Source organism: Streptomyces sp. NBRC 110035 (genome assembly GCF_000829695.1).
Lineage (GTDB): Bacteria > Actinomycetota > Actinomycetes > Streptomycetales > Streptomycetaceae > Streptomyces.
This window is the reverse complement of record NZ_BBNN01000017.1, coordinates 175,180-192,870: the sequence shown is the minus strand read 5'-3', so window position 1 is coordinate 192,870 and position 17,691 is coordinate 175,180. Positions and strand designations below refer to the sequence as shown.

General features: G+C 72.3%; 14 protein-coding genes and 1 pseudogene. 4 read left to right on the top strand and 11 right to left on the bottom strand.

What is annotated here, in order from left to right; genetic code table 11:
* Positions 1-655 precede the first annotated feature (655 nt).
* On the bottom strand, positions 656-1,267 hold the full coding sequence (locus TU30_RS05460) for a response regulator transcription factor (RefSeq protein ID WP_003948568.1): 612 nt from the start codon (positions 1,265-1,267) through the stop codon (positions 656-658).
* A gap of 380 nt (positions 1,268-1,647) precedes the next feature.
* Between TU30_RS05460 and TU30_RS05455 the strand changes: the two genes are divergently transcribed.
* Complete coding sequence (locus tag TU30_RS05455; protein WP_042165211.1) at positions 1,648-2,043, top strand: WhiB family transcriptional regulator; 396 nt, start codon at positions 1,648-1,650, stop codon at positions 2,041-2,043.
* Between the two features lie 136 nt (positions 2,044-2,179).
* Here the strand turns inward: TU30_RS05455 and TU30_RS05450 are convergent, their stop codons facing one another.
* Positions 2,180-3,076, bottom strand: coding sequence for a LysR family transcriptional regulator (locus TU30_RS05450; RefSeq protein WP_042165209.1), 897 nt, complete (start codon positions 3,074-3,076; stop codon positions 2,180-2,182).
* Positions 3,077-3,158: 82 nt separating this feature from the next.
* Between TU30_RS05450 and TU30_RS05445 the strand changes: the two genes are divergently transcribed.
* Positions 3,159-3,887 (top strand): MOSC domain-containing protein, encoded by a 729-nt coding sequence (locus tag TU30_RS05445; RefSeq protein WP_042165207.1) that lies wholly within the window; start codon positions 3,159-3,161, stop codon positions 3,885-3,887.
* A gap of 178 nt (positions 3,888-4,065) precedes the next feature.
* On the top strand, positions 4,066-4,839 hold the full coding sequence (locus TU30_RS05440) for an SDR family oxidoreductase (protein ID WP_042165205.1): 774 nt from the start codon (positions 4,066-4,068) through the stop codon (positions 4,837-4,839).
* 85 nt (positions 4,840-4,924) lie between these two features.
* Here the strand turns inward: TU30_RS05440 and TU30_RS05435 are convergent, their stop codons facing one another.
* From TU30_RS05435 to TU30_RS36400, 6 genes and pseudogenes are all read right to left on the bottom strand, one after another.
* Entirely contained in the window at positions 4,925-5,302 is a 378-nt protein-coding gene (locus TU30_RS05435) for a hypothetical protein (RefSeq protein ID WP_042165203.1), read from the bottom strand.
* A gap of 131 nt (positions 5,303-5,433) precedes the next feature.
* Complete coding sequence (locus tag TU30_RS05430; RefSeq protein ID WP_052479748.1) at positions 5,434-8,835, bottom strand: ALF repeat-containing protein; 3,402 nt, start codon at positions 8,833-8,835, stop codon at positions 5,434-5,436.
* 1,321 nt (positions 8,836-10,156) lie between these two features.
* A pseudogene (locus TU30_RS38220) lies at positions 10,157-11,212 on the bottom strand (trypsin-like serine protease); the annotation flags it as partial.
* Positions 11,213-11,297: 85 nt separating this feature from the next.
* Positions 11,298-11,810 carry a hypothetical protein gene (locus TU30_RS05420; RefSeq protein WP_234307786.1) on the bottom strand — a complete coding sequence of 171 codons (513 nt, stop codon included), beginning with the start codon at positions 11,808-11,810 and terminating at the stop codon, positions 11,298-11,300.
* A gap of 417 nt (positions 11,811-12,227) precedes the next feature.
* Positions 12,228-12,515 carry an FG-GAP repeat protein gene (locus TU30_RS35930; protein ID WP_052479747.1) on the bottom strand — a complete coding sequence of 96 codons (288 nt, stop codon included), beginning with the start codon at positions 12,513-12,515 and terminating at the stop codon, positions 12,228-12,230.
* Entirely contained in the window at positions 12,422-12,760 is a 339-nt protein-coding gene (locus tag TU30_RS36400; RefSeq protein WP_267889328.1) for a hypothetical protein, read from the bottom strand. Before TU30_RS36400 ends, TU30_RS35930 begins: the two co-directional genes overlap by 94 nt.
* Before the next feature lie 258 nt (positions 12,761-13,018).
* Between TU30_RS36400 and TU30_RS05405 the strand changes: the two genes are divergently transcribed.
* Positions 13,019-13,684: a maleylpyruvate isomerase family mycothiol-dependent enzyme gene (locus tag TU30_RS05405; protein ID WP_042165194.1), complete on the top strand. Its 666-nt coding sequence runs from the start codon at positions 13,019-13,021 to the stop codon at positions 13,682-13,684.
* 348 nt (positions 13,685-14,032) lie between these two features.
* Here the strand turns inward: TU30_RS05405 and TU30_RS36925 are convergent, their stop codons facing one another.
* From TU30_RS36925 to groL, 3 genes are all read right to left on the bottom strand, one after another.
* Positions 14,033-14,986, bottom strand: a complete 954-nt coding sequence (locus TU30_RS36925) for an ankyrin repeat domain-containing protein (protein ID WP_234307784.1) — start codon at positions 14,984-14,986, stop codon at positions 14,033-14,035.
* A gap of 29 nt (positions 14,987-15,015) precedes the next feature.
* Complete coding sequence (locus tag TU30_RS36920; protein ID WP_234307783.1) at positions 15,016-15,828, bottom strand: hypothetical protein; 813 nt, start codon at positions 15,826-15,828, stop codon at positions 15,016-15,018.
* Between the two features lie 161 nt (positions 15,829-15,989).
* Complete coding sequence (gene groL, locus TU30_RS05395) at positions 15,990-17,615, bottom strand: chaperonin GroEL (RefSeq protein ID WP_042165192.1); 1,626 nt, start codon at positions 17,613-17,615, stop codon at positions 15,990-15,992.
* Positions 17,616-17,691 lie beyond the last annotated feature (76 nt).

The window sequence follows — 17,691 nt, the reverse complement described above, 5'->3', positions numbered from 1 at the left end:
TGAGCAGGTGCGCCGGAACTCATCGCCTGCGCCCTCCCCTTCCGCTCGACCGACTTGTCCCCGAGGAACTCCACACCTCAAGGATGCGTCATCCGCGGCGAAACAGGCACAGGGCGCTCGGCAACCGGCTTCGGCACCCTGGTGGACCAGGCGTTTCACGCCTCTGCCGACGGCATGCGCGCGGACGCCCGCAGGACCTGTCGTCCGGACCGGTCCTGGGCCGGCCGGCGCGGCGCGCGCCCTGCCGGAGCAGCGTCCGCGCCCGGCAGGGTGACGGCAGCCCGCGCCAGGCGCATCGCCCGTGTCCGGCACGCTCCCGCGCTGAAGCGGCCCGCGCCTGCGCGGTCCGGGCGGGTGCGGTCCGGGCGGCGGACACTTCCCCCTGTCCCTGCTCCCGGCCACTGTTCGACGTCGTCCACCGGAGCCGGCCCGGCCCGCTCCGCTCCGGAGGACAAGGCTGGGGTCTGGTGCGGAAGTGGCGTCGTCGCCCGGAGGGCGACCGCGTGGCGTCATGGGGGTCTCTCCTGCTCGAGCGAAGCCGGGAGCCTCGGGGAGCGTGCGCTCGGCGCGCCGCCCGGAAGCCCCCGTACCGGGCGTACCCGGTACGGGCGGGGCACCGGGAGTCGCACGGCAGGCGCCACTTCCGCAACAGCCCCTAGCGCACCAGGCCCCACCGGAACCCGAGCGCCACCGCATGGGCCCGGTCCGACGCGCCGAGCTTCTTGAAGAGCCGCCGGGCGTGTGTCTTGACGGTGTCCTCGGAGAGGAACAGCTCGCGGCCGATCTCGGCGTTGGAGCGGCCGTGGCTCATGCCCTCGAGGACCTGGATCTCACGCGCGGTGAGCGTGGGCGCGGCGCCCATCTCCGCCGAACGCAGCCGCCGCGGGGCGAGCCGCCAGGTCGGGTCGGCGAGGGCCTGCGTGACCGTCGCACGCAGCTCCGCGCGGGAGGCGTCCTTGTGCAGATAGCCGCGGGCGCCGGCGGCCACCGCGAGTGCCACACCGTCGAGGTCCTCGGCGACGGTGAGCATGATGATCCGTGCGCCGGGGTCGGCGGACAGCAGCCGCCGGACGGTCTCGACACCGCCCAGGCCGGGCATGCGCACGTCCATCAGAATCAGGTCCGAGCGGTCGGCTCCCCAGCGGCGGAGCACTTCCTCGCCGTTGGCGGCCGTCGTCACGCGCTCGACGCCGGGCACGGTCGCGACCGCGCGGCGAAGCGCCTCTCGGGCAAGCGGGGAGTCGTCGCAGACGAGGACGGAAGTCATGACCGCCCTCCGCAGCTGATGCGCGTCACCTTGAGCCTCCAGGCTGGTACGAAATCGTCACCTGTGCGGTCGACCGCTTCGGACACCTGCCCGAGCGCTTGTTCCTTCAACCGCCTCGCACTCTCAACGACGGTCACCCGAAAGAGTTACGGGGCCGCCTGCCGACTTCGGCACTCTACGTGAGGGGGCGGACACGGTGCAGACACGCGCGGCGCACCCTCGAACTTTCCTCACAAGCCGTGCCCCGTTCGGACCTTTTTCTTCCCATTCACTGGTGTCTGAGACTAGATTCGCAATGAGTCATATTTTCATCTCCTTTGATCGTAGTTGTACGGTCGTGGACACCGGATCCGCCCAGAACGGCTACAAGGGGTCACGCAATGGCAGATTTCTCCCGCCTTCCAGGACCGAACGCGGACCTGTGGGACTGGCAGCTCCTGGCCGCATGTCGTGGGGTGGACAGCTCGCTCTTCTTCCACCCCGAGGGCGAGCGGGGTGCCGCACGAAGCGCTCGCGAGCACTCGGCCAAAGAGGTCTGCATGAGGTGCCCGGTACGCGCCGAGTGCGCCGCCCACGCACTGGCCGTACGCGAGCCGTACGGCGTGTGGGGCGGACTGACCGAGGACGAGCGCGAAGAGCTGATGGGCCGGGCGCGCCACCGGCTGGTGTCGGCCCCGTCGGCACCGACGCCGGCGGCACCGGGATCACCGACGGTGTCGGCGCCGGTCTCCGCGTCGGCCTCGACGGCCGGCGGGCACGCCGCTTCGAACACCTGAAGGAACGTTTCTCCACATCGGGCACGCACGGGTGCCCTTCGTTTTTCGCAGCAGGTTACCGGGCAAAACCGGACGGAACGGGGCGGGACGGCAGCGCGTCGGCCACCCGCGAGGGCCGGAGGGCCGGAGGGCCCGGCTAGTGACCGCCCGCGCACGCCAGTTGGTCGAGCGTCGCGCCGACCGCGGGCACCTGGGCCAGGTCGGGGAGGGTCAGGGCGACGATCTCCCGCCGCACCGCGGGCTCCAGGGTGACGGTACGCACTCCCCTGGGCCGTACGGAGTCGACGGCGAGCTGGGGCAGGACGGCAACCCCGAGCCCCGCACCCACCAGTCCCGCGACCGCCGGGTAGTCGTCGGTCGCGAAGTCGATGCGCGGAGTGAAGCCGGCCGACTCGCACACCTCGACCAGCTGCCCCCGGCACCGCGGACAGCCGGCGATCCACGGCTCCCCGGCGAGTTCCCCTATGGACAGGGACTCCGCGTGCGCCAGCGGGTGCCGCTCGGGCACAAGCCCCACGAGCCGGTCGGTGAGCAGCGGCCGCACGACGAGGTCGTCCCACTCCTCGGCGCCCGACGCCCCTTCGTAGCGGAAGGCGAGGGCCACGTCGCAGTCGCCCCCGCGCAGCATCTCGACGGACCGGGGCGGCTCGGCCTCCTCCAGGGAGACACGGGTGCCCGGGTGGGCGTCACGGAGCGCGGCGAGGGCTGCCGGGACGAGCGTCGAGCTGCCGCTGGGAAAGGACACGAGCCGTACCCGCCCCGCCCTCAGCCCGGCGATGGCGGCGACCTCCTCCTCGGCGGCCGTCAGCCCGGCGAGGACTCCGGCGGCATGACGCACCAGTGCCTCCCCGGCCTGCGTCATGCGCATCTCCCGTCCGGTGCGGACGAGCAGCGGTGTGCCGACGGACGCCTCCAGCGCCTTCATCTGCTGGCTGACGGCGGGCTGGGTGCAGCCCAGTTCCCTGGCCGCCGCGGAGAACGAACCGGTGGTGGCCACGGCGCGCAGCACTCGGAGATGACGGGCTTCGATCACACTCCGAGGATAAGCCGTCCTTTGGCAGAGCCCTGAATATTGACTCGACGCTTTGATTCGGCATCGCCTACGGTGCGCCCTCATGAAGCTTCTCTCTGTGAATCTGGGGCGCCCCGAGGCCGTGCCGTACACGGACCAGCCCGAGGGCGTGACCGGCATCGACAAGCGGCCGGTGGACGCGCCGGTGCGGGTGGCGGCGCCGGGGCCGAAGGGGGTCGGCGCGAGCGGACTGGCCGGGGACGCGGTGTGCGAGACACGGCACCACGGGGGCAACGACCAAGCGGTGTACGCGATGGCCCGCGAGGACCTCGACGAGTGGGAGGGCGTGCTGGGGCGCACGCTGCCGAACGGCTCGTTCGGCGAGAACCTCACCACGGAGGGGATCGACCTGTCCGGCGCCCGGATCGGCGAACGGTGGGCCATCGGGTCCGAGGTGGTGCTGGAGGTCACCTCGGGTCGCATTCCCTGCCGCACCTTCCAGGGCCATCTGGGTGAGAAGGGCTGGGTGAAGCGGTTCACGCGGCGCGGCGCACCGGGCGCGTACCTGCGAGTGATCCGGCCCGGTGAGATCCGGGCGGGCGACCCGATACGGATCGTGCACCGGCCGGATCACGAGGTGACGGTCGCCCTGCAGTTCCGGGCGGCGACGACCGAGCGGGCCCTGTTGCCGCGGCTGCTGGCCGCGGGGGACGCGCTGCACCCGGAGGCGCTGGCGACGGCGCGGGCGTACGTGGAGAAGTACGAGGAGGGGGACGAGGGGAAGCGCGGGGAGAAGACCGGGGAGAAGTACGCGGCGGAAAGCGGCTTCTGACGGACGGCCACCGCGCACCGGCAGCCGGCACCGGCAGCCCGGCACCGGCTGCCGGGCAGGAAGGCCGGGCGGATGGAGGGGCGGGCGCGGGGGTGACTGATCCGGCCGGACTTCGGTGCACCGGCCGGGGCGGCGGTGCCGACCGGACACCCGGACTCCGGGTAACTAGTCTTGGGCCATGACAACCGCTCTGATTACGGGATCGACGGCCGGGATCGGTGCCGCGTTCGCGCGGCGGCTGGCGGCCGACGGACACGACCTGGTGCTGGTGGCCCGCGACCTCGGCAGGCTCCGGGAACAGGCGACCGAGCTTCACGACCGTCACGGTATCGAGGCGGAGGTGCTGTCGGCCGACCTGTCCGAGGACAAGGGCATCGAGGCGGTGGCCGAGCGGTCGGGCGATCGCAGGAACCCGGTCGACCTGCTGGTCAACAACGCGGGTTTCGGCAACAAGGGCCGGTACCTCGAAGTCTCCGTGGCGGACGAGCTGAGGATGCTCAAGGTGCACTGCGAGGCAGTGCTCCGGCTGACGACGGCTGCGGTGGAGGCGATGCGGGAGCGCGGGCGCGGGGGCGTGGTGAACGTCGCCTCGACCGCGGCGTTCGTGCCGCGCGGGACCTACGGGGCGTCCAAGGCGTGGGTCGTGCAGTTCACCCAGGGTGCGGCGCAGGACCTGGCGGGCAACGGCGTCCGCCTGATGGCGCTGTGCCCCGGGTTCGTCCGCACGGAGTTCCATGAGCGTGCGGGGATGGGGACGGACAACATCCCGAACTGGATGTGGCTGGACGCGGACAAGGTGGCCGAGGCCGCCCTCGCCGACCTGGCCCGCGGCAGGACGGTGTCGATCCCGGACCCGCGCTACAAGACACTGATGGGGGCGGCGAAGCTGGTACCGCGGGGCATGCTGGGCGGGCTCACCTCGCGGTCGGGGCGGAAGTACGGACCGCGGTGACGGCGGGACCGTCCTCTGCGCCGGTCCGAGGGGGCGGCGGGGCCTTCGAGGCCCCGCCCCGCGTGATCGCGGTGCGCGGCCGCCCCTACAGCAGCAGGAACAGCAGGCCGACGGCGAACGACAGGGTCAGCACCGCGTAGAGGTTGACCTTCCACTTCGGGACCTCGTACTCCTCCCCCCGCCGGGCCCCCTCGGCGTACCTCAGCACCTCCGGTCTGACGGCGACGACCAGGAGGGCCACGGAGAGAAGGGAGACGGAGAACATGACCAGGGCCTCTTCCTCCGCGTGCCCTCGCATCCCGCTGTACCCCAGGACGGAAAGAGCTCCGATCGCGGGGCCCACCAGGGAGTACAGCGCACCCTTCCTGCTCCTGAGGCAGTAGTAGAACGCTGCGGGGAAAAGCGCTGAGACGACGAGGGCGACGAACCACCACTGCGTCACCGACAAGTACCCTGCGTCCACTTCTTCCGCCCCTCTCTTTCCGTGACGCCGGGTGGGCGGCACGCTCGCACGGTGCCACCCACCCGGCCGGCTCTCTCACACCCTCACACCTGACGGTGCTTCCCGGGGCCGCTTCCCCGAGTTGCTCGCGGTCAGCTCCAGTTGAGCAATCCGATGGCGGCCGTGGTGGTGTCCTCCAGGAACCCGGACAGCTTGGTGCCGACCTCGTCCGCGATCCCGGAGAGGCCCGGCACCTTCTTGGAGGCCCAGCTGATGGCGCGCCCCTTGCCGAAGAACATGGCGCTCAGGGCGAACGTGCCCAGGGACTTGTTGAAGTCGTCACCCCACCAGCCCGCGGAGAACCCTGTCGCGATGACGTTGATGCCGCCGGCCACCAGGGACACGCCTCCCGCGACGAGGGAGACCCCGCCGAGGACCGCGGCGACGGGCTGGCCACCGGGGATGAGCGCGGCAATGATCGCCGCGCCGCCGGCGACCGCGGAGATCGTCCCGGCCACCGTGCTGACGCGGCCGGACCAGGTGGTCCAGTCGTCCGCGCTGATGCCGAGGAACTCGGCTTCCTTCTTCGCGTCGTTGCTGTCGCTGTCGGGGGTGTCGGCCGGGTTGGTGCCGTTCTCCCTGCTCTCCCTGGCCTTGCGTGCCGCTTCGGCCGCCGCGGCGGCGATCTCCTGCTGCCGCTTGCGCTGGGCGGTGCGGTGCGCCTCGCTGGCCGCGGCCGCCGCGGCCCGCGCGTCCTGGCCGGCCTGGGTCGCCGCGGCGCGTGCCTGTGCCGCGGACCGGGCCGCCGAGACGGCCGAGGCCTGGGCCTGGGTCGCCGAGGCGTAGGCCTGGTTCGCGGAGTAGTTGGCCGCGCGGGACGCGGAGCGTGCCACGGACGCCGCTTTCGTGGCCTGCTCCGCCGAGGCGGCGGCCTTGGCGGCGGAGGCGTCGGCCGCGGTGGCGTTGTCACGGGCCCGTGTGGCCGCGCGGGCTGCGTCGTCGGCGTAGTCCCGGGCCTTGGCCGCCCAGTCGGAGGCCTCTTCGGCCGCGTCCCGCGCCTCCGCCGCCGCCTTGGAAGCACGGGCGGCGTCCTCCAGGGCCTTCTGTGCGACGTGGGCGGCGTGTGCGATGGCGGCCCGTATCGCGGCGACGTGGGCATCGGTGTCGTGGTCGAGGCGGGCGACGTCGTACTGGTCGTGTGCGAGGAACGACCGCCGCATCAGGGCGGACCCCTCCAGCACCACCTTCGCGGCCGACCGGAGGTAGGCCCCTCCCTCGTTGAGGAGCCTGAAGATCTCGACGCTGTCGTCCTCCTTGGTCGCCTCGGCGTACTCGGCGCTCAGGAAGCGGAACAACGCTTCGGCACTGCCGTCGGAAAGGGCTGCCTCCGCCTTGGCCTTGACCGCCGGACCGGGCTCCTGTCCGAGGATCTTGAAGATGGTGACGCGGTTCTCGGTGGCGGCCGCCTGCGTCATCCCGTGTTCGAGGAAGGCCCGCGGGGCGTTCGCGTCGTCGCTCTCCAGGGCCTGCTGAGCGGCTTGTGCGACATCCGGGGCGGCCACCTCGGCGACGGCCAGCACGGTCTCGCGGTCGTCCTGCTGCTGTGCCCCGATGCGGTCGGCGTCGATCCAGTTGAGCACCTCGTAGTCGCCGCCGGCGAGGGCGAACTCGGCTGCCTCACGCGTCCAGGTGCCGTGGCTGTCGAGGAGCTTGACCGCGGCCCTGCGGCCGAAGCCCACCGCCGCCGCCTCGTCCCCGGCGGCGAACGCGCTCTCCGCCTGCTCGACGAGCTCGGTGATCTCCTGGGTCAGCTGGTCGCTCTGGGAACGCTGTTCGGTGATCCGCTCCAGGGCCTCCTGCTCCTCGGCGGCCTTGAGCCGGGCCGCGATGATGCCGATCTCGGTGTCCTGCAGGATGCGGTCGGCCTCCGCCTCACGGGCCGCGGTCTCCACCTCCTGCGCCTCCTTGACCGCGTCGGCGGCGGTCGTCGCCGCCTCCACCGCGGCCTCGGCGTACGCCTTGGACCGCTTGGCGTACTCGACGGCCTCCCCGGCGTGTTCGGCGGCTTCCTCGGCCGCGGCGGCCGCCTTGTCGGCGTGGTCGGCCGCGGAGTTCGCGGCCCGGTGCGCCTCGGCCGCGGCCGCGGCGGCCCGACCCGCCAGACGCTGGGACACGCTCGCCGCACTCGTGGCACGGGCCGCCTGTGCCCTGGCGTCCTCGGCGGCGGCACGGGCCCGGCGGGCCTGGTCCGTGGCGACGCCGGCGGCGTCGGCCGCCTCGGCGGACGCGGTGGCCGCGGCGGCGGCGTTGTTCGCGGCGGAGGCGGCCGCGGAACCGGCGGAGGCGGCCTGCTCGGAGGCGACGGAGGCCTGGCGTGCCGCGGCCGCGGCGGTGCGCGCCTTGGCGGCCGCGTCACGGGCGCCTTCGGCGGCGGTGCGTGCCGCGGACGCCTTGGACGCGTCACCCGAGGCGGCGATGGCGGCGTTGTAGGCACGTGAAGCCGCCCGGCCGGCCTGCGCCGCCGCGGCCGCGGCGGCCTGGGCCGCCCACGCCGCCCGCTGCGAGGCGGCCTGCGCGGCCCGGGAGGCGCTGATCGCGGTCTGCGCCGCACGGGCCGCGCCGCGCGCGGCGTCGGCCGCGTTGTCCGCGGCCTTCGCCGACTTGCGGACGTCGTTCTGCGCGGCCTTCGCCTCGGCGGCCGCCGTGAGGGCCGCCTCCTTCGCCTTGGCCGCGGCCTCCTTGGCCTGGTTGGACGCGGTGACGGCCTTGTCCGTCTTGGACTTGGCCCGCTTGCCCTCCCGTTCGACGATCGCCACGAGCTGGTCGATGGTGGCGGTTTCCTCGTCACGGGCGCGCGCGATGTGCTGTCCGGTGGTGAGGAACCAGTGGATGGCCTCCGGCGAGCCGTCCTCGAGGGCCCGTTCGGCGTACTTCTTCACCTCCGGGGACGCCTTGGCCAGGAGGGTGAAGACCTCGACCCGCTCGTCCTCGTCCCGCGCGGTGAACCGGGTCTCGTCGAGGAAGGTCTGCAGCGCTTCCCGGGTGTCCTTCTCCAGAGCCGCGGCAGCCTCCCGCCGCACCCCCGGGCCCCCGTTGTTCATGACCCGGAAGACCTCGACCCGCAGGTCGGTGAGGAGCCGCGCCCGGTAGCCGTCCTCGAGGTACGCGGCGACCGCCTCGTCACCCCCGGACAGGGCCTGCTGCGCGCCTTCCTGTACGGACTGCCCGGCCCAGGCGAGGCTCCGGAAGATGGCGAAACGGTTGTCGTCGGCCCGGGCCACGGGCAGTTCGCCGGTCAGGAACTCACTGATCCGGGCGTCGCCGCCGGTCAGGGCCGCGACGGCGGCCTCGCGCACGGCACGGCCACCGGTCCGGTAGGCCCACACGACCTGTCCCCGGTCGGTGTCCGGCAGCCGGTCGGGCAGCTCGGGCATGCCGTCCGCCGCGTACGCGGGAGCGGAGGCGAGAGTCAGGGCACCGGGCAGCGCGGGCGCGGCGACCAGCGCGGACAGGGTGGTGAGGAGGCGGCGTCTGCTCCACAGAGTCGGTGGCACGGCCTTGGGTCCTTTCGCTTCGGACGACGAAGGGTTCGGTACGGAGGACGGCGGTGTGCTTCACCCCCGGCTCCCGGCGCCCGGGGAAGCCCCGGGCGCCGGGAGCCGGAAGAACGGCGCGGGAGCGCCGGTACGGCTCCGGGTCGGCCGTGCGACAGCCGACCCGGCCGTGCGGCTGCTGCACGGTGGTGCCGAACGCCTTGCCCGCGGCGGGCAGGCCGTCCTGTCCGGGCTGGTGGGTGACGGCGTCCTGGACCGGGCCGTCGGTGACGTTGGTCCAGGGAATGGTGTGGACGGCGCCGTAGGTGCTGGGGCCGTTGGGCATGCCGAGGTAGATGCGGGTGCCGGTGGCGGTGAGCGCGGTGCCGAGGCGTTCGCCCGCTCCGGGGGTGCCGGGCAGGCCGACGAGGCCGGGCTCGATCCAGCGGTCGTGGTCGCCGGGCAGCCCCAGCAGGGAGAACTTCTGGACCGCGCCGGAGCCGGTGGCACCGTCCACCGTCCCGCCGGGTATGCCGACGGCCAGCAGCATGCTGGTGACGGAACCGGCCGCCCTGGGGTCGGTGTTGGCGACGGCGACCTTCTCGCCGAACCGGTCGCCCTTCTCGGCGACACCGGTGACGTCGGCCTTCTCCTGCTGGATGTCCTGCAGCTCGCTCCAGCCACCGGCGTGGGTGAGCTGGAAGGTGACCACACGTCCGGCGTCGTCCCGGCCGGCCGTGCCGACAGTCAGCGCCTCGCCGGGGGAGCCGACGGCGAGGACCGACCGCGTCGCGGTGCTCTCGCCCTCGGGCCGGTACTCGGTCAGCGCGACGGAGGAGCCGAACTCGTCACCGGCCTCGGCCACTCCGGACACGCCGTCGGTGTCCTGGTGGAGGGAGTGGGCCTGGGTGACGGCGCCGGCCGCGTTGAAGGCGTGGTTCATGACGTGCACGCCCCCGGATTCGGCGAGGGTGCCGATCGCTTCGCCGGGAACCCCGATGGCGACGTAGCGGGAGTCGGCGGCGACGGAGTGGCCGAACCGGTCGCCCGACTCCGCCGTGCCGGCGAGCTCGTCCTTGTCCTGGTTGACCGCGACGCTCCTGTCGCCCTGGACGTAGAAGGCGGCACCGCAGTCGACCGCGCTGCCGATGTCCTCGCCGGGGACGCCGATGACCAGGTAGGAGGCGCCGGAGGCGGTGCGGCCCGCGGCGAGGGAGAAGCCCATCAGGTCGCCGGCCTCGGAGGCCGTGCCGCCGATGTCCCCGCTGCCCTGCCCCTGTTCGAGGTTGAGGGACGCCGGTCCCTTGCCGAGCCCGTCACGGGAGCCGTGGATGACCGAGACCATGCCCGTGTCGGCCTGGCCGGCCAGGTCCTCGTACGGGATGCCGACGATCAGGTCCGTGTAGCCGTCCTGGTTGTGGTCGGCGACGGCCAGGGCCTCGCCGAACCGGTCCCCCGGCTCGGCGCCGCCGGGCACGAAGGAGACGTCCTGGCTGATCTCGTCGGTGCCTCGGTCACCGCCGTACACGACGCGTACCAGACCGGCGTCGGCGTCGCCGCCGACGGTGGCCCGCGGGTCGACGACGGCCAGGTCCTCGACGCCGTCACCGTTGAAGTCGGCGAAGGGGGTCCGCCCGACCTTCGAGGCGACCCAGGAGGCGAGGTCGTCCACCCGGGCGCTGACCGCGTCGGTGCTGGTCTGCGTCTCGTCGACGCCGAAGCAACCGCCCTGGAAGGAGCGGCTGTTGATGCCGACGAGTTCCGTGCCGGCGGAGGTGGTGCGCAGCAGCGGGCCGCCGGTGTCGCCGGCGCACACCGCCGCGCCGTCCTGTCCGGTGACCGGCAGGTCCACCCCGTCGGGGCCTGCTGCGGCGGTGAAGGTGCCGGAGTGCAGCTTGAGCGGCGCCCACTCGTCCGTCGTGCGTCCGTAGCCGGTCGCCGTCAGGTCCTCTCCCGCCGACGGGGCGACGGCGGACAGCGGCACCGGGGGGACGTTCAGCACCGGGCCGGAGAGCCGGGCCAGCACGACGTCGCGGTCCGTGCGGGGCACGAGTTCCACCACCTGGCGGACCTGTCCGGCGGTCGTGGTCAGGTCGGTGCGGCCGATGGTGGCCGTGGTTCTCAGCTCGGGCACGCCCGCGGGCGCGGAGAGCTCGGCGCCCGGGTCCTCGGCGAAGCAACTGACCGCGGTCAGCAGCCATTCGGGGTCGACGAGCGCGGCGGAGCAGGCCCGCTGCCCCTGTCCGATGTCCAGGCGCGCGGTGACACCACGGGTGTTGTCGCTCTCTGCGGTACCCGTCACCGCGTGCGCGGAGACGGGGGCCAGCAGTGTCGCGGACAGCGCGGCGGCCGCGACGGCGGCGGTCCGGCCGACCGCCCGTTGTCGGAGATCAGGCATGAAAGGTCCTCGCACAGACGAATGGCGACCCGGGTCCGGGCGTCCCGAAGCGGGGGCACGGACCGGGAAGTGGTGCGGGTGGCGGCTACTTGGACGTGACGATCTCGACGAGGACGTGCCGGCGGCCCTCCGGGTCGGCGGCCTCCCCCACGGGGGCGAAGGAGTTGGGATCCACCTCGTACTGGTGTTCCTCGTCCTCGACGGTGGTGTGCAGGTCGGCCTGGTACGCGTTGGTCTGCACGCCGTAGACGGCCGGCAGTTCCAGGCTCAGGTAGCCGCTGTCGCCCGTGGTGCGGAAACAGACGGTGCTGTTGTTGCGCGTGTAGACCTTCAACAGCCCCGTCCCGCTGTCACACGCGGCGAGAACGATGTGCCCGTCCCCCCGCTTGAGCAGGATGCCCTGCTCCTCGAGGATCTTGTCGGCCTGCGGGTACGCGAAGTCCTCGACGGCGTACCCCGGGTCCCCCTCCGCCACCGCGGCCATCGGCGGCGCCTCCTGCCCGCCCGGTCCCAAGCCGGAGAGCCCCGCACCCAGCCCCAGGACGGCCGCCCCGGCCGCCGTGCACGACAGCAGTGTCCGCGTAACGCGTTTCCTCATCCTCTTCCTCACATGGTTTCTGCATCCGTTCACCCCGGGCGCGTACGCCGGAACGGAGGGAGGAAGACACGGAATCCGTCGAGCCGAGGACCCATGGAAAACCCTGGAATCGACCCCGACTCACATGACTGGCAACGGAATTGCTCGCATCGCAGAACAGACGCACACCCCCCCGAGCGCGAATTCACCAGTCGGCCCCACAGACGGGGCGACAACAACAGGGATCCCCAAAGGATCTGCCGTCTCGTCAGATTCAAGGTGTCCCGTCGCTCTCTGTCCACCCGAATGAGTCCGACATGCACGTCAAACGCGCATTGCCCGCAGCGAGGAGTGTCACGTTTAGGCAAGGGTTGATCGAAAAACATCACGACATGGCATGCGCTGGGACTCGACGCGGCAACGGAGGCGGGTGGCGGGTCAGGTGCGCGCCGAGGTGCAGGGTGATCCAGCGGTGGCCGAGGTGCGCGGTGCCGGGCGCGGCTCACCTGTCGAATCCGCCCCAAGCCCTGCGCCGAGGCCGAAGGCGAAGGAACCGGTGCCGGTCGCGCCGTCGACGGCACCGCGCAGGACCCACGCCCCGCTGCCTCGGCCGCTCTCACCAGGCGCGCCGATCACCAGCTCCGCCCTGCCGTCACGGGTGGCGTCCACGAGCTGGACGGCCCTGCCGAACCGGTCGCCGCGCGCGGTGGTGCCGTTCTCGACCATGCCGGGTATGCCCGGGGCATCCTGGGGGTCCTGGGGGGCCTGGGGGGCCTGGGGGGCCTGGGGGTCCTGGGGGTCCTGGGTGAAGAGTACGGAGCCCGCCGCAAGCAGGCCTTTCCCTCTTCCCTCTTCCCTCTTCCCTCGAGGAGAAGGACGCTGCCCGTGTTCCGTTGGGCATCCACGTCCTCTCCGTGAGCCCTCACCGCGAGATCGGCACAGCCGTCGCCGTCGGCACCCCCCACCGCGATGGAACTGCCGAACTCGTCAGCGTCTTCCGCGCTGCCCGAGCTGCAACTGCTCTTGAACCGGCTCGGCTCACCAACGGCAGGCTCGCCGCGGTAGCTGCCGGTGGCGTGCGGTCCGGGTCCGGACGCCGGAGAAAAGATCGCTCACCGGCGATGACTTCGCCCCGGAGCAAGAGTCTCCTTTGGGAACGCCCCTGTCGGACGTCCGCTGTTCGGGCCGGGGCACCGCAGATGACGATCCTTGACAGGAGTCCGGCCCACATGACTGATCCTGCACCGACAGCAGACCCCGATCGCGAGACCGGGATCTGGTCCCTGATCCGCACCGAGCGAGCGGCACTGGCGGCCGATCTCGCGGATCTGACGGACGAACAATGGGCAACGCCTTCGCTCTGCACCGGTCTGACGGTGCGTGAGGTGCTGGCGCACCTGACCGCGGGCGCGAGCCTCAACGCCGTGAGCTGGCTGGCGGGTGTGATCCGCTGCCGGTTCGACTTCGACAAGCAGGTGGCCATGCGGCTGGCCGAGCAGCTCGGAGCGACCCCGGGCGAGACCCTTGAACGTTTCCGGCGCGTCGTCCCGAGCACGACCAAGCCTCCCCTTCCTGCCATCGCCATGCTGGGCGAGACGATCGTGCACGGAGAGGACATCCGGCGCCCGCTGGGAATCCGCCGCGACTATCCGATCGGGGTCGTCACGGAAACGGCCGAGTACTACCGGGGCTCGGACCTCGTGGTCGTTGCCAAGGGACGCATCGGCGGCCTGAGACTTGTAGCGGACGACGGCCCGTTCACGACCGGTTCCGGGCCTCTCGTGTCCGGCCGCACCTCAACCTTGGTCATGGCCATGACCGGGCGTGCGACGTACTGCGACGATCTCGAAGGCGACGGGGTGGAACTCCTCCGCAGTCGCTGCGGGACAGCGTGACACGGCCTCGTGGCCTCCAGACGGGTCCCACGAGGCCGTGACTCCTTCCGGGGCTCCGGCCGGATCGACGCCAACACGGCCTCGACCGTGCGGAACCCCCTCCGTACCCACGCATCAGGGCCCGCCCCCGGTCCGCTTCGGGCCGGCACCCCGACGACGCGGCACATCGATGCACTGCCGCCCGGGGCCCGGACCGGGGAGGCCGCGGGGGCGGGGGCGGCAGTGCTGAAAAAACGGTGCGCAGCGCGGCGGCGGGACTGGGACGAGATCCCGGGTGCCACCGCGCCCGACCGAGCGACGGCGCTCCACGGCGGCTTCGTCCCCACGCGGTGCCGCACGTCCTCATCGTCAGCGCCGGAGCCGCGCAGGCAGCTCGACCCAGCGGCGTGGGGCCTGGAGTCCGGCCGCGTCCCGGCCGTCGTCGATACTCAGGCCGGCCGCGGCGCACGCGTAGGCCATGATGTCGGCGCCGTGGGGGAACGCGTGCCCCCGCTGCCAGAAGCGGAAGGTCCAGAAGGCGGCCGGGTCCGACGCGTGCGGCGACAGGCCGATCTCCTCGGACTCGACGACTTCGCCGTCCCGGGCCAGGGTGCCGAAGGTGCCGCCCTTCGGGTTGAAGTACACCCCGTAGGCGGCGGTGCCCGCCGATATCGCCTTCAGCACGGCGTTGTCCCTCGGCATGTACCCGTCCTGCGTGATCGCGCAGCCGCCCGGAGCACCGTCCACACCCAGGACACCCACGTAACGCAGGGACTCGTCGTAGTCCGCCGGGTCGAAGGGCGCGTCGTCGGGTGCCTCCCTCGGGCACCGCGCGGGGTCGGCACCGAGCCGCCGGACCACCTGGTCCTCGCCCAGGCCCCGTACGAAGCAGATGCCGGGCCCTTCCGTCCACAACCGCTCCTCGCCGAAGGCCGCGATGAGCGCGTCCGCCCTCTGCTGGGCGGCGGTCTCCTCGGCGGACGGCTCCACCGCCCCCGGCAGATCACGCACCAGGGGTGCGAGCGGCGTGGTCGACAACAGGCGGCCGGGTGACCAGGGCCCCGACTGCGGTGTCCACACATCCGCCCCGGCGTCGATCAGGGCGCGGACGGTGCCCTCGTCCACGTTCCGGGCGGCGTACCACAGAGGGGTGTGCTCATCGTGGTCGCGTGCGTCGACGACGCCGTACGCGTCCTTGCCGGTGTCCTCGCTCCCGTTCTCGGCCGCCCCGTGCGTCAGGAGCGCCGTCACCGCTTCCGCCGTGCCCCACTCCGCCGCCAGGTGCAGCGGGGTGGTGCCGAGCCGTCCGACGGTGGTGGCCACAGGTGCGCCTCCGGCGAGCCGGGTCCGGATCAGGTCCGCGTCCCCCAGTCCCGGTAGTCCATCTGCTGCCAGTCGGCCCGCGGCACACAGCGCTGCCGTGCCTCCTCCTCACGGCGCAGCGTTTCCAGCTGGTGCCCGGTCAGGGGCGCTGCCAGGAACGTCGGCGGGCCGCTCGTCTCCATCGTTGCGAAGGATCCCGACTGCTGGGCCGGCTCAGGCGGCTCGGGGTCCGGCCACACCTCGAGCGCCCGGCTCGACGCGGCACGCAGCGTCGCCACGTCGACGGCGGTACGGGTCTCGGCCACCGACTCGTCCGGCCACTCGACCACCAGCTCCGCTTCCCCGGGGGGCGGAAGTTCCGCCAGATACAGGTCGACGTCGGTCTTGAACAGCGACCTGTGGAAAGGGTGCAGGCCCGGGTCGAGCGGAATGAGCCCGACCGCCTGGTCCGTCCGGGCCACGCGCGCCTGCCCCTGCGGCCCGGTGAACGGGATCCTCCGCGGCACCTTGCCGTCCAGCGAGGTCACGCGACGGCCGTCGGAGAACAGCAGACCCACCCGGAGCCCGGACTGCCGCGGCGCGTCCGCGCCCTGGCGGCGGACGCTGCGGAAGACCGTCAGATGCAGGGTGACCGACCGCGGCCATACGGACCATCCCGTCAGCAGCACCCTGGTTTCCGGACCGGCACCGACGACTTCCAGCTGCGACACCCGCGCGGGTGCGAACCGGTCGACGGGCGGCGCGTACCGTCCCTCGTCCTCTCCGGGCGGTCGTAAGCTCGCCAACACGGCCCGCTCACCGACCGGTTCCTCCGGCAGCACAAGATCGTCGAAGAATCCCATGCGCCGAGCGTGACACAGGGCACCGACATCGGTACCGGCGTCGGCAGCGACTGCGGGCACGGGCGCAGCACGGAGGCCCGGCGCCGCCGGGGCAGCGGGGCCGGGCCTCCGTGTCTGCTACGGGCGTCGGTCACCGACGCCCGCCGCTGTGAGTGACTCGCTCAGTGGGAGTGGCCGTGGCTGTGACCACCGGCGGCCGGCTCCTCCTCTTCCTTCTTCTCGACGACCAGGGTCTCGGTCGTCAGGAGGAGGGAGGCGATGGAGGCGGCGTTCTCCAGGGCGGAGCGGGTGACCTTGACCGGGTCGATGACGCCGGCCTTGACCAGGTCGCCGTACTCGCCGGTGGCGGCGTTGAAGCCGTTGCCCTTCTCGAGCTCGGCGACCTTGGAGGTGATGACGTAGCCCTCGAGGCCGGCGTTCTCGGCGATCCAGCGCAGGGGCTCGACGGCGGCGCGGCGGACGACCGCGACACCGGTGGCCTCGTCGCCGGTCTTGCCGAGGTTGCCCTCGAGGACCTTGACGGCGTGGACGAGCGCGGAGCCACCACCGGAGACGATGCCCTCCTCGACCGCGGCGCGGGTCGCGGAGATGGCGTCCTCCAGACGGTGCTTCTTCTCCTTCAGCTCCACCTCGGTGGCGGCGCCGACCTTGATGACGCACACGCCGCCGGCCAGCTTCGCGAGGCGCTCCTGGAGCTTCTCGCGGTCCCAGTCGGAGTCCGTGGACTCGATCTCGGCCTTGATCTGGCCGACGCGACCGGTCACGTCCTCCTTCTTGCCGCCGCCGTCGACGATCGTGGTGTCGTCCTTGGTGACGGTGACGCGGCGGGCGGAGCCCAGCACGTCCAGGCCGACCTGGTCGAGCTTGAGGCCGACCTCCTCGGAGACGACCGTGGCGCCGGTGAGGACGGCCATGTCCTGCAGCATCGCCTTGCGGCGGTCACCGAAGCCGGGCGCCTTGACCGCGACGGCGTTGAACGTGCCGCGGATCTTGTTGACGACCAGGGTCGACAGGGCCTCGCCCTCGACGTCCTCGGCGATGATCAGCAGCGGCTTGGAGGAGTTGGCCTGGATGACCTTCTCCAGCAGCGGCAGCAGCTCGGCGATGGAGCCGATCTTGCCCTGCGTGATGAGGATGTACGGGTCGTCCAGGACGGCTTCCATGCGCTCCTGGTCCGTCACGAAGTACGGCGACAGGTAGCCCTTGTCGAAGGCCATGCCCTCGGTGAAGTCCAGCTCCAGACCGAAGGTGTTGGACTCCTCGACGGTGATGACACCGTCCTTGCCGACCTTGTCCATCGCCTCGGCGATGAGCTCGCCGACCTGCTGGTCCTGGGCGGACAGCCCGGCGACGGCGGCGATGTCGGACTTCTCGTCGATCGGGCGGGCCGAGGCGAGCAGGTCCTCGGAGACCGCGGCGACGGCGGCGTCGATGCCCTTCTTCAGGGCGGCCGGGGAGGCGCCGGCGGCGACGTTGCGCAGTCCCTCGCGGACCAGGGCCTGGGCCAGCACGGTGGCGGTGGTCGTACCGTCACCCGCGATGTCGTTGGTCTTGGTCGCCACCTCCTTGACCAGCTGGGCACCGAGGTTCTCGTACGGGTCCTCGACCTCGACCTCGCGGGCGATCGTGACACCGTCGTTGGTGATGGTGGGGGCGCCGAACTTCTTGTCGATGACGACGTTGCGGCCCTTGGGGCCGATCGTCACCTTCACCGTGTCGGCAAGCTTGTTGACGCCGCGCTCAAGGGCGCGACGGGCGTCCTCGTCGAACTTCAGGATCTTCGCCATGGCAGCGGGAGCCCTCTCGGAAATCTGGGGTGAGAAAACACTGCGCCCCGGGCGCCCGGCTCAGTAAGCGTGTCGG

What these genes read in the sequence shown, in the direction of transcription:
- TU30_RS05460 (WP_003948568.1), bottom strand. Translation starts at nt 1,267, where the DNA reads ATGACTTCCGTCCTCGTCTGCGACGACTCCCCGCTTGCCCGAGAGGCG.
- TU30_RS05455 (WP_042165211.1), top strand. Translation starts at nt 1,648, where the DNA reads ATGGCAGATTTCTCCCGCCTTCCAGGACCGAACGCGGACCTGTGGGAC.
- TU30_RS05445 (WP_042165207.1), top strand. Translation starts at nt 3,159, where the DNA reads ATGAAGCTTCTCTCTGTGAATCTGGGGCGCCCCGAGGCCGTGCCGTAC.
- TU30_RS05440 (WP_042165205.1), top strand. Translation starts at nt 4,066, where the DNA reads ATGACAACCGCTCTGATTACGGGATCGACGGCCGGGATCGGTGCCGCG.
- TU30_RS05420 (WP_234307786.1), bottom strand. Translation starts at nt 11,810, where the DNA reads ATGAGGAAACGCGTTACGCGGACACTGCTGTCGTGCACGGCGGCCGGG.
- TU30_RS35930 (WP_052479747.1), bottom strand. Translation starts at nt 12,515, where the DNA reads ATGGTCGAGAACGGCACCACCGCGCGCGGCGACCGGTTCGGCAGGGCC.
- TU30_RS05405 (WP_042165194.1), top strand. Translation starts at nt 13,019, where the DNA reads ATGACTGATCCTGCACCGACAGCAGACCCCGATCGCGAGACCGGGATC.
- TU30_RS36920 (WP_234307783.1), bottom strand. Translation starts at nt 15,828, where the DNA reads ATGGGATTCTTCGACGATCTTGTGCTGCCGGAGGAACCGGTCGGTGAG.
- groL (WP_042165192.1), bottom strand. Translation starts at nt 17,615, where the DNA reads ATGGCGAAGATCCTGAAGTTCGACGAGGACGCCCGTCGCGCCCTTGAG.